General features: G+C 42.4%; 10 protein-coding genes. 3 read left to right on the forward strand and 7 right to left on the reverse strand.

What is annotated here, in order from left to right; translation table 11 throughout:
* Positions 1 to 15 precede the first annotated feature (15 nt).
* A complete protein-coding gene (locus V7K38_RS17065) occupies positions 16 to 864 on the forward strand; it encodes a prepilin peptidase (protein ID WP_334859495.1) in 849 nt (282 codons plus the stop codon).
* 528 nt (positions 865 to 1,392) lie between these two features.
* A complete protein-coding gene (gene accD, locus V7K38_RS17070; protein ID WP_334859496.1) occupies positions 1,393 to 2,343 on the forward strand; it encodes an acetyl-CoA carboxylase, carboxyltransferase subunit beta in 951 nt (316 codons plus the stop codon).
* A gap of 114 nt (positions 2,344 to 2,457) precedes the next feature.
* Here the strand turns inward: accD and V7K38_RS17075 are convergent, their stop codons facing one another.
* On the reverse strand, positions 2,458 to 3,873 hold the full coding sequence (locus V7K38_RS17075) for an MFS transporter (RefSeq protein ID WP_334859498.1): 1,416 nt from the start codon (positions 3,871 to 3,873) through the stop codon (positions 2,458 to 2,460).
* Between the two features lie 166 nt (positions 3,874 to 4,039).
* Here V7K38_RS17075 and V7K38_RS17080 point away from each other — a divergent pair, with 166 nt between their 5' ends.
* Positions 4,040 to 5,185: an ABC transporter substrate-binding protein gene (locus V7K38_RS17080; RefSeq protein WP_442940780.1), complete on the forward strand. Its 1,146-nt coding sequence runs from the start codon at positions 4,040 to 4,042 to the stop codon at positions 5,183 to 5,185.
* A gap of 151 nt (positions 5,186 to 5,336) precedes the next feature.
* On the opposite strand, the gene V7K38_RS17085 is transcribed toward V7K38_RS17080, so the two are convergent.
* The 6 genes from V7K38_RS17085 to hetF form a co-directional block, all read right to left on the reverse strand.
* Entirely contained in the window at positions 5,337 to 5,585 is a 249-nt protein-coding gene (locus V7K38_RS17085) for a type II toxin-antitoxin system VapC family toxin (protein WP_334859500.1), read from the reverse strand.
* A 92-nt stretch (positions 5,586 to 5,677) separates the two neighbouring features.
* Complete coding sequence (locus V7K38_RS17090) at positions 5,678 to 5,854, reverse strand: type II toxin-antitoxin system VapC family toxin (RefSeq protein WP_334859502.1); 177 nt, start codon at positions 5,852 to 5,854, stop codon at positions 5,678 to 5,680.
* Positions 5,851 to 6,081, reverse strand: a complete 231-nt coding sequence (locus V7K38_RS17095) for a type II toxin-antitoxin system Phd/YefM family antitoxin (protein ID WP_334859504.1) — start codon at positions 6,079 to 6,081, stop codon at positions 5,851 to 5,853. Before V7K38_RS17095 ends, V7K38_RS17090 begins: the two co-directional genes overlap by 4 nt.
* A gap of 7 nt (positions 6,082 to 6,088) precedes the next feature.
* Positions 6,089 to 6,217 carry a hypothetical protein gene (locus V7K38_RS17100; RefSeq protein WP_334859506.1) on the reverse strand — a complete coding sequence of 43 codons (129 nt, stop codon included), beginning with the start codon at positions 6,215 to 6,217 and terminating at the stop codon, positions 6,089 to 6,091.
* Positions 6,218 to 6,223: 6 nt separating this feature from the next.
* The gene (locus V7K38_RS17105; RefSeq protein ID WP_334859507.1) at positions 6,224 to 6,994 is read right to left on the reverse strand and encodes a class I SAM-dependent DNA methyltransferase; all 771 of its coding nucleotides are present in this window, start codon (positions 6,992 to 6,994) and stop codon (positions 6,224 to 6,226) included.
* Positions 6,995 to 7,604: 610 nt separating this feature from the next.
* Complete coding sequence (gene hetF, locus V7K38_RS17110; RefSeq protein ID WP_334859509.1) at positions 7,605 to 10,151, reverse strand: cell division protein HetF; 2,547 nt, start codon at positions 10,149 to 10,151, stop codon at positions 7,605 to 7,607.
* Positions 10,152 to 11,734 lie beyond the last annotated feature (1,583 nt).

Genomic DNA, 11,734 nt, shown 5'->3' on the forward strand with positions numbered 1-11,734 from the left:
AGGACAATTGACTGTATGGACATTTTGTTCGCTATTCCAGCGAGTGTAATGGTCTTTGCTTTGGGCGCATCTATTGGCAGTTTTGTCAACGTTATTGTTTATCGGCTACCTGCTGGGTTGTCAATTCTTTGGCCACCTTCTCGTTGTCCTAAATGCTTAAATCAGCTAAAAGCCTACGACAATGTACCAGTTTTCGGCTGGATTTCATTAAAAGGTCGGTGTCGATATTGCAAAAGCAAAATTTCTGTCCGTTATCCCATAGTAGAAGGGGTGACGGGCATAATTTTTTTACTGATTTTTTTAGTATTTCAAGTTTCGACTTTCACAATAGGCTATTGGGCTTTTTGTAGTTGGTTATTGGCACTATCGCTTATCGACCTGGATACAATGACCTTACCTAATCCACTTACTCAGTCGGGTTTAGTGGTAGGAATTTTATTCCAAATGGCGGTTGGTTATCTACCAGAAGGAAGTTCTGTCGCATTGGTAAATCACCTTATGATGGCGATAGTCGGTGCAGTACTCGGCTTATGGCTATTTGATGCGATCGCCCTATTGGGTTCAATTGCCTTTAGGAAAACTGCAATGGGCGCAGGTGATGCCAAGTTAGCAGCCATGATGGGAGCCTGGTTAGGCTGGAAATATTTGCTCTTAGCTAGTTTTATTGCCTGTGCGCTGGGAGCTTTAATTGGTAGTGCTGTTATTATGCGTAGACGCAAAACCACCAGTCAAGAGACATCAAGACAAAGGCTAGCACAAAAAATGCCTTTTGGGCCTTTTCTCGCGTTAGGATCTATGATTACCCTGTTTAGCGGCGAAGCCATTTTGTCTAGCTACCTGCGGTTATTTTTTTCAGCATCTTAAATTAGATTCGTGAGTGGGAAGATCAGGCAGATAAGGTAAGTAACCCATATTGAATGCCCCTTCATCAGAAAAATTTATAATTCGTGACTGTAACCAACATTACCCCATCGTCCCTTCATATTTTGATAATATTCTGCTTGTGACTTGTATTACCCTCTTGACGACGATTAACCGTTGGTAAACATAACTAGTGCAACAGATGCCGATCGGTCATAATCTAGCAATACGAATCATTGATTTGGGTGGGAGAGGGAGAACATCTTATTTGGAGGTTAGTATTCTCATGGCTTTGTCAGTACGTCAATATAATTAAGTCTGCTGAAAAAAAGAGCAGGAGACTTGTATTGGTATAAGTATTTTCGTTAAGCTGGCAACCAAAGATGATAATTAAGGTCTGAATTGCTTAAAAGCGTAGTTTGACGATGTAGTAATTAGTCATTAAGCAAAGAAAAATCACTTATGACTAAGAACAACCCAATACGGTTTGATATGTTTTCGACCTCATACCCACTTAAAATAAAATAAAAAATGGCTAACAACGAAGAATCGCGTGGTTTAAAGTCTCTATTTGATTGGTTTGCAAATCGACGAAAATCTGGATCTATCAGCCTCGAACGCCAAGAACGTGAAATTGCTGATGGCTTGTGGCATAAATGTTCTAAATGTGGAGTATTGGCATACACAAAAGACCTGAAAGCCAATCAGATGGTTTGTATCGAATGTGGTCATCACAATCGGGTAGATAGCGATGAGCGCATCCGTCAATTGATAGATAACAATACCTGGAAGCCTCTAGACGAGCATTTGCGTCCAACCGATCCGCTAGAATTTCGCGATCGCAAACTCTACAGCGATCGCTTGCGAGAAACACAAGATAAAATTGGGTTAATAGACGCGGTTCACACTGGTTTAGGTCAAATCAATAGTTTGCCCATTGCCCTTGGGGTTATGGATTTCCGCTTTATGGGTGGTAGCATGGGTTCGGTTGTGGGAGAAAAACTCACCCGGATGATTGAGCAAGCTACTCAACGACGGTATCCTGTAGTGATCGTTTGCACCTCTGGCGGCGCGAGAATGCAAGAAGGAATGCTTTCGTTGATGCAGATGGCGAAAATCTCCGCAGCCCTACAGCGCCATAAAGACGCGCGACTATTATATATTCCCGTTTTGACCAATCCCACAACAGGCGGCGTTACCGCCAGTTTTGCAATGTTGGGCGATATCATTTTGGCAGAACCCAAAGCAACTATTGGTTTTGCCGGTCGGCGAGTGATTGAGCAAACCTTACGAGAAAAACTGCCCGAAAATTTTCAGACTGCTGAAGATTTGCTTCTGCATGGTTTTGTTGACGATATCGTACCTCGTACCCAATTAAAGAATACCTTAACCCAGCTAATTGCTCTACACCAGCCTGTACTAACACCACCTCACATGGTTTTGTGGGAAACAATGTCTTTAACTTCTACCGCCGCAGAATAGATCGTGGGGAATGGGGAATTGGGAATTGGGAATTGGGAATTTGGTTATTAATTCTTCTCCCCTTGCTTCCCCTGCTCCCTGCTCCCTGCTCCCCACTCCCCACTCCCCACTCCCTCACCTCTGTGCCTCTTTGACAAAAACTAGTGGAACAAGTGCTACTAGTCGAAATAGGCTAGAGAGGGCAAACAACCCTAATAAGCCTCCAAACTGAGCGAATTGGACGATGAAGCTGCCTATAGTTGCGCCTAAAGCACCACTTGCTCCAGCAACGGCAGCTGCTGTCGCAAAATAGATAGACTGATTTTGAGTTGGTGCGATCGCTAATTGTATATTGTTGCTGCACAAATCAATTGCCGCCCAAGTACCTCCAGCTAAGATGTGTAACAGAGGTAGCCACAACCAAATGTCAAGGTGATTAGCACCAATCCCCAGCCATAGCACTGGTGTAGCTGCAACCAAAATTCCAATACAGATGAGGATGGGACGATTACCTATCTTGTCTGCTAATTTTCCCCATAGAATCAGCATTAGCAAAGTTGCCGCAGCCTGAAAGCTGTTGTAGATAGTCACATAACTTACATCCAAATCCAGCGTGTCCAGCATGTAGAGGTTAAAAAAAGGACTGCTGAGGTTAACCGCAAGATTCCAGAAGCTGAAATACACCAGAAATCTCAAAAAATTTGAGTTTTTCCAAACACTGCTAGTTAATTTGTTTTGTGGTGGATGAATTGATTGAGCAACTTTAGAAGATTCATCTTTGGCAACCTCTGGCTGAATCTCACTTGTTTGAGTTGGCTTGCCTTGATTTGTGTTTTGCGATTGCGGATTCATATCCACTTGGAAATACTGACATCCCAATCCCGCAATTCCCAACACAATGCTAATTAACAAAACTATCCCATAGCCTTGTAGAGTTCCACCATACCAATGTGATACAGCTAAACCAGCCATTGGTACGCAAATCAAATTGGTGAGGTTAGCAGCACTATTGCGTGTCCCAAAATATCTGCCTCGCAATCGCCGGGGAACTATCATTGCTACCCAACTTAGCCACGATGCGGTTCCTAGCCCTCCCAAAAGATTGCTGAATAGGACAATCAAGAGTGTCAATATCACTAAGTGGTGAGTATTAATCACTCCCAAGCTTACGCCTACAATACCAATTACTAGAACCAGCCATAACAGCCTTCCAATTCCGTGTGTGCGAAGAGAATATTGAAAACGGCTGGTGCTGCGTTCAGACAAGTAAGCACCCAACGGCTGAATAAGATTAACCAACATGGGGATAGAAGAAAGCATCCCAAATACCACGGGACTAGCACCCAATTCCACCAAGAAGTTGCTGAGTAAAATCCCGCCAGTTCCAAGAGAGTAAACTGCTGCTAAGACAGAATCCGCAGTGGAGGCTTTTAAACTTGTGCGAATCGCATCCTTGGGAATTCGAGAGGTTGGAGAAATTGCTGTTGCTGGTGAGGAAATCTGGGAAATTTCCATCAGTGGCGCAGTTGTTTCAACCTGAACAAAATCCATAATGTATGTTTATCAGTAAAGCATCCTGATATAAATCCGGTTATCGAAGAACTGAACTCAGTATGCTTTTATTAGCATTCTTAACAAGTTTTCGTTATTCTAGCTTGCAATTTTCAACAAAAATTTTAGATAAGTAAATATCACTCCTTAATAACAGAAGGTACAAGTGATTAAAAAAAGGTTGTTTCATTTTTTCGGATTGATGATAGCGATCGCGATCGCTATCATTGCTTGTCAAAGCCTACAATTACCAAGCAAACCCTTATCCTCTAACCCAATCAGCATCAAACTCAGTGGCTGGGGAGGTTCTCCTGTTGAGCAAAAACTTTTGAGACAGGTATTGCAAGACTTTGAGACAAAGCATCCAACTATTAAGGTCAAATATGAGGTAATTGCTGACCAATACATGGATGTAATCAAAACTCGTTTAGTTGGGGAAGCTGCGCCCGATGTCTTTTATCTCGATGCCCTCGAAGCTCCTTTCTTGATGAGTCAGAATGTCCTAGAACCCTTAGAAAGTTATATTACCCCCACATTTGACCTAACGGACTTTGAAGATACCCTACTCAACAGTTTCAAATATCAAAATCATATTTATGGTCTTCCCAAAGACTATTCTACCCTTGCCCTGTTTTATAACAAAAAAGCATTCGCCGCCGCCGGATTAAGTAATCCACCGACTACTTGGGATGAGCTACGTAACTACTCGAAACAATTAACAGGCAAACTTAACAAATACGGCTTTGGGGAAATTCCCGAATTGGCGCGTCAGGCTTATAAAATCAAAGCCTTTGGTGGGCAACTTGTCGATCGCAATGGTTCTGCTACTTTTGCGAGTGCAGCAGGTTTACAGGGTTTAGAGTTGGTAGTAGACCAGTATCAAAAAGACCGTTCCTCTGCCCAAAAATCTGATGTAGGGACAAACTCAGGTAGTGAAATGTTTGGTCAAAATAAAGTGGCAATGGTGATTGAGGGTAATTGGGCAATTCCTTACTTAAGAGAAACCTTTCCTCAAGTAGAGTTTGCTACTGCACCAGTGCCTACAATTAATGACAAAAAAGGCACGATGGTATTTACCGTTGCCTACGTGATGAATAATCTTGCACAGCACAAAGCCGAAGCCTGGGAGTTGATTTCTTATCTCACGGGTAAAGAAGGAATGCAGAAGTGGACAGGAACAGGGTTTGCTTTGCCAACACGTAAATCAGTGGCAAAGAATTTGGGTTATGACCAAGATTCACTGCGATCGCCATTAGTGGCAGGAGTGGATTATGCTACATCTTGGCAGGTGGGTAAATATTCAAGTGCGTAGGCGTAGCCCGCCGTAGGCATCGTCAATAACTTTGATAACCAGTTTGTCAGCGCATTACTAGGACAGCAACCATTAAAGCAGGCGATGCTGAAGGCACAAAATGAAGCTAATCAGCAAATTAAGGCGATGGATTAAGCAATCTTTCTTACCTTCACCAAATCACTTCTGAGTAGAAATTTGCTATCTCTTTATCTGCTGTAATTATTGCTGCTTGATTACTTCTGGCGAATGCAACAACAACTCGATCTACTGGATCTTGATGATCCCATTCTAAATTGACACTTTCCACCCAAATATTTTCGTCAATGGGTACAATCTGAACGGTACTAGACTTTTTCAGCGTTACTACGTACTCGTTAAGATTGACTCCTATAGCAATCCGATTTGATTTCTGAATCACTCGTAGAGGCAAGGGGCTGGGGACTGGGGACTGGGGACTGGGAAGAAGGAATAAAGGTGTACTGAGTTTTGTTCAAAAATCAAATATGAGTCCTATAAATCTAGTTTTTTATTTTTGATTTTTATAGCAATTTCCCATATAGCTATAGACGGCACAAGACCATTTTTATCCTTTTCCATCTGGTTACACGCTTCTTTAGCTGGTTCAGAAAGTCTACCTGGATCTAAACTCCACCAGATTAGGACACAAGTGTCAAGAACTATCTTCACAATTGCGCCCATTCCTCGGTTGTTGGCGTGGTTAAATCTTCAAAGTACTTTACTTTACAGCCCATTTCTCCAAATAACTCCTCTGTTGAGGCTGCTTGCGCGTATTTGGAAATTTTCACGACTGGTTTACCGCGATCGGTAACTACAATTTCTTCTCCCTCTGACTCTACAAGCCGCAAGAATTCAAGAAGTTGAGATTTGAGTTTACTTTTGGAAATTGATTTCATAATAACCCTAGTCATATTCTATGATAGCATCGGCTTCAATACTGCTCGGCTCAATGCCCTTATGATTTAGACATCTTCGGTTAGGATGTAGCCACAATTCATCAATTTTGCCTACCAAGGATTTGGGGCAACGCATAATTAATTACTGGAGATGTCTTTTGTACAAACGCTGAAGCTGGTTGTATAAAAATGCCAGTGAAAACATATCTAAAGCACCACTCTCAGGTAAAGGCAGCGCAGAAGATGATAGTTCCAGGATCTCCGGCATATTATGTGATTTCATCTCACAATCGTGTTGGAAAAGTTGAATGCGGTAATAAGGTGTTTGGATATCTTTAAGCAGTCGCAGAGGATATGTGTTTTCGAGGGTCTCGCCAATAAGTTTTGCCCCAAAAGGCAGAATCCAGTCAAGGTTATGACGATCAGGCTCTTGATCTACACGATAGGCGTGAGTTGTAAGTAAATAGCCGCCAGGAACAAGTGCATCTGCAAGCTTATGGGCGACCGCACACAGTGCTGTTTGTCCACTAATGTAATAAAGCACTTCGCTACAGACAATCAGATCGCAGCCGCGAGGTAGTGAGTCTTGGTTTAAATCAAGGCGCTGAAAACAAATATTCTCTTGACCGTGGCTCCTGCAGCTTAAAGCCGCTCGATTGAGGGCAATCTGGGAAATATCAGCAGCAATCAGAAGTTCAACGCGATCTGCTAAAGTTGAAGTTAAGTAACCTTCGGCACAGCCAATCTCTAGTGCTAGCTTGATGGGTATAGCTGGCAATAGTTTGAGAGTTTGTTGGTACTTTGCTTGTTGATAATGGCTAGTGTATTTCCAAGGGTCAGACCCAATTGCAAAGGTCATCTCGAAAATAAATCTTTGCCAAAGACTAGCGATATGGCATTTTAATTTATTCATGATTAAAAGTTTTGAGGTGGAGTCTCATGTCACTTGACCTTTTTATTAAATTCCTTGATTTTACTGGGTTTTTCAGACTTCTGTAAGGCAGTCAGCCTATTGGGATTGGCATCAATACTGCTCGGTTAAGGGAAATGAGAGGTAAAATCAAGAAAAATTTGTTCGCGTCTTCTTTACGAGAACAAAGAGTTTTTATAATTGAACTTACTTTTTCTCTTTAAGACTGTCGTATAAGTCAACCCAGTTTTGTCGAAGAGAATTAATACATGATTGTAAGTAATCGATTTGGGTTCTTCTAGCAACGGAGATGACAGCATGAATATGAGCCTGACGAATCAAGTAATTCTAACCCAGAGTCAGGAGTCAAAATGGGCTAAACGCCCCGCTACCGCTAACAGAATAAATTATGTACGACTGGCGGATAGCGCATCTTAAAGCATTCTCTACGAGAGGCTGCGCCAACGGCATGGCTTCGCTTATAAGCAAGTCCACGAGCGTCTGAATAACTGGGTTTAAGACCCCACCAACCATTACACGTAGTATATTTTCAGTCGGGGTTTAAATCTCCAACTGAAAATGTCTTTAATTTTGAATTTTGAATTTTGAATTGTTAATCACCTTTTTCCTGAAGGAGCGATCGCCAATCTTCAATCGCCTTTTCTGTCCACAGCCAATTTTTAGCTAATTTATCTACCTGAAAATTGACTGGATCGGACTTGAGAACCATAAGCCGCAACTTAATCGCTTCATTAAGATACTGTGTCTGCTTACCATTGGATTGACTAAGTGCAGATTTATACAATCCAAGAGCTAAACCAGCATAAGAAGATAAAGCATCTTCAGGAACTGCTGTCTTTAAATCTGGGTTTTGTTCTTTGAGAGCTAAATTCAAAGCCTTGAACCAAGAGTCATTGGCTCGATTTAAATTGCCTTCTGCGTAGTAGGCAAATCCTAAAGCGTTATTATATAAAGGCGATTCTGGTTTAGCTTTTGTAGCCATTTCCCAGTAACGACGGGCATCATCAACACTATAATTATTGTCTCCAGTTTGGATCGATTGCCAAGCTAATCGTCCCTTATAAAAGTTGACGGATGGATCGTCAGCTTGCTTACTTGGAATCAGTTTAAGGGCAGCTTCCGCCGCAGTTAGTGCGCCACGATTGAGTAGTTCTTCTACAGCTAATAACCCACTTTGTAAATCGCCTTGGCTCAATTTTTCTGTAGCAGTCGCGGTGACAATTTTAGTGTCTGCTATCTGTAAGTCGATATTTTGCTGCTTTTGAATGGGTAAAGATTCAGAGGAAATTCCTGGGATATTAGGCAGAATTGCTTGCTGGGAACGATTTTGCCACCACCAGTTTAAAGCGATCGCAGCTACTAACGCACTAATTCCCACAATTCCCACAATTGGCCATAGTTTGCGGGGTTTGCTACGAGATATTGGTGGAGGTGGTTGTGATGCCTGCGGGGGGTTATGCCTACGCGAAAAATCAGAATTTTCTAACTTTCCTTCAAATTTTCCAGTAATTGGAGGTGGCGGTGCTGGAACTTCTCCCCATAAATCTCCTTCCTCTTCCAGAGAATTCATTTCTTCTGAAACCTGGCTTTGCTGAAAATTATTTTCTGGAATTTTTCGATCCAGTTCAGTTGGAAGTTTTTGGTTATCTAGCTGACGAAATAAATCTGAAACTATAGCCGAATCTTCTTCATAACTTGGGTCATCATACTCAATTTCATCTACAAGATCGCCCCAAGTATCCTCACCCAGCCAGTCCAACCCAGAAGAGTCCCGCGCCATACCAGAAGGAATCATTTCTTCCATTCCTAAAGGCATATCGCTATCATCTGCGTTGGCGTAGCCCGTCGTAGACATCGCAGAGTACATCGCGGAAGTTATTCCTAAAGGCGAACTATACTGGTTCCGTGATTCGGTACTTTCGGATAACTCAGTTTCTTCACTGAGAAAACCGTCAAATTCTGGTTGGAGATATAAAATCGGTAATGCCCAGTACATCTGGTGAGAACCATAAGCAGAAATTAATCCTTGGCGGACTCGACTAACACACAAATCTACTGGATATCCTTGACTTAAATTGCGGTAAAACAATTGTGTGAGTGTCAATGCCACTTCATCAGGAATCCGTTCTGACATGGCCAAAACGCTTCTAATTCCGCGCTTCACCAGACTTTCTGCTAGGTTACGTTCACCAGTATCTCCAGAGGCATCAGATGCAGCTGTGTACGCCCCCAAGCAGGAATTAAACACTGCCATTTGAATATTATTATTGACAAGCAAGCCTGCGAGATCGTCTCCACTCAAGATTTCTGTTAAGCCAGTTCTGCGGCTAACAAGATAAATTTCTCCACCATTGCCGCCTAAGTTACTATGACCGGAGTAGTGAAGAACGTGGTATCTACCTTGTTCTAAGGCTTGTGTCAGTTCTTCTCGTCCTGGTTGGTCTAATACAGTGAGTTCAATTTCTGGGAAATGATTGTTACCTTCAGCCAGTCGTGGGATCTGACGGTGAAGTTCTGCTTGTAGTTTAATCGCTTCCTGCTTCTGTAAGTCAAGACGGACTTGATCTGAGGGAGAAGCAATTACCATCAATACTTTCACGCTACCTTGTTCTCGTGGTGTGAAAGTATTTCGCGTAGGCGTAGCCCCCCGCAGGGATCGCAAAGCAGAACCCCCCAAAATGCCACTTTGGAAGCGAGAAAAAGCCACATAAGGGCCAGTAGCCAAAGGGCGATCGCCTGCGTGCATTACTTCCCAAGGTAGACGAGCTAACCTCGTGTCTTTTAGCCCCAAACGCAAGCGTAATACTTGTTGGTGGTTTTGGGCAATACCTTGAGCAGTAATCCAACTATCTCTGAGAGTGCCTTGAAATAGGGCGTTATAAAATTGTTGACCCAACGCTACCAAATTAACAGAGTTTCTGGCGATATTGCTTTCATGCCCATCAGAGGTAAATGGATCTCCCTGCAACACCGACTTTAATGGGTCATTCATCAAATGCCCAGCAGCTATCAACCAATCAGTGACAGGCCAAGTCACCAATTCTTCTGCTAATGGTACCCCAGGCGCGACTTGTTCCGTCCGCACCAAGTAGTCATTTTGCCCTACAGGAGTTACCGAAATGTGGAATTCCTGGGTCACAGTTTCTCCTGTCCGCCTCCTAAATCTGGTTTGAAACACGAAAGTTTCAAGTCGATTTGCTCCCTTTGATAACTTAGATGCATCCCACCCCTGAATGTTTCTGATTCGGTGTTGTTTTGCTTTTTCTGCCTTTACAACTTTATCCGGATCGGATTACTTGGATCTAGAACACTTAATTGGTAGATGCACCTTGATCTTCAACTCCCCTAGTTGGCTAACACCCACTGGGGGTTTTTTTCATTTTTGGCCAACAACAGCAACTTTTGATGCAGATATTCTCTACCAAAAAATAGTCCTTAATCCTAGAATACTTGATTAATAGATGGATGTACCTTGATTTTTAACTCCCCCAATTGAGTTAATATCTACTAGAGTTTTTTTGGCATATCTTTCTAGTAAATTTATCCGGAGCATGGTGGTTAAACCGAGAACAATTAATTGGTAGATGCACCCTGATAACTAGCTCCCCTGGTTGGCTAACACCCACTGGGGGTTTTTTTTTTGATCGAGCGTAAAACCCCATCCCTGAATGTCTGTGGATGTAAGCGAGTCAGAGACTCTGGTACAATACGAATAGCTATGTGAGACATGACATTTCTTCACTGCAACTCGATATGTTGGAGAACAAGAAAAAGTGGTTTGTCGATGACGGTAGAAATAGGCTCAATCTATATTCACAAAGTGAAATGGATTCAAATTCTTCTATCTACTGCTAGTCAACCGGAGAGACAGGGTACGGTCAATTACCCGTATGTTTCGACCGAAACTTTTCGGTTAGTTACAAGCCCCATCAGCTCGTCGGTAGGGCAGTTGACGAAGGAAGTAAGCAGCAATCATTTCTGATGCATCACGGGTTATTTAATTAGTAGATACACCCTGATAAGTACCTCCCCTCGTTGGCTAACACCTGTTGGGGGTTTTCTCTGGTAAATGCTAATTTTTCCGGTAGATTGCTTTTTAATAGTCTCTGGCTTTTAATCCTCATGGAGGCTACTACCTTCCGAATTCGCGCCAGTAGCCCAATAAGGATCGTTTACAGAGAGAACTTGGAAAGAAGATTCTCAAGAATTTGAACTTAAGTTGCACCAATGTCTGATAACTAACCCCTCTGATTGCCTAACACCTGCTGAGACTTTTTTCTGGTGAGCAAACAGCAATAACTTCAACCTCTGCTAACTTATCCGGTAGTTACCCATTTACTTTAGAACAATTAATTTGTAGATGCACCCTGATAACTAACTCCCCTAGCTGGCTAACATCATCTGGGGGTTTTATTCTAGTTGCGTAGGCGTAGCCCTTCGTAGACATCGCTATCTACCTGATTTTTACAATTATTTCCCGGAAGATACTGGCTACCGATAGAACAATTAATTGGTAGATGCACCCTGATAACTAACTCCCCTAGTAGACTAACATCATCTGGGGGTTTTTATTTTAAATAATAACTGACCTTTGGGCAAATTTATCCGGAGTATGGTGTTCAAGCTAAGAACAATTAATTGGTAGATGCACCCTGATAACTAACTCCCCTAGTAGACTAACATCATCTGGGGGTTTTTATTTTAAATAATAACTGACCTTTG

Origin of the sequence: Nostoc sp. (genome assembly GCF_036917465.1) — a bacterium.
GTDB lineage: Bacteria > Cyanobacteriota > Cyanobacteriia > Cyanobacteriales > Nostocaceae > Nostoc.

Coding starts and splice junctions, on each gene's coding strand:
- V7K38_RS17065 (WP_334859495.1), top strand. CDS start 16: ATGGACATTTTGTTCGCTATTCCAGCGAGTGTAATGGTCTTTGCTTTG.
- accD (WP_334859496.1), top strand. CDS start 1,393: ATGGCTAACAACGAAGAATCGCGTGGTTTAAAGTCTCTATTTGATTGG.
- V7K38_RS17075 (WP_334859498.1), bottom strand. CDS start 3,873: ATGGATTTTGTTCAGGTTGAAACAACTGCGCCACTGATGGAAATTTCC.
- V7K38_RS17095 (WP_334859504.1), bottom strand. CDS start 6,081: ATGAAATCAATTTCCAAAAGTAAACTCAAATCTCAACTTCTTGAATTC.
- V7K38_RS17100 (WP_334859506.1), bottom strand. CDS start 6,217: ATGCGTTGCCCCAAATCCTTGGTAGGCAAAATTGATGAATTGTGGCTA.
- V7K38_RS17105 (WP_334859507.1), bottom strand. CDS start 6,994: ATGAATAAATTAAAATGCCATATCGCTAGTCTTTGGCAAAGATTTATT.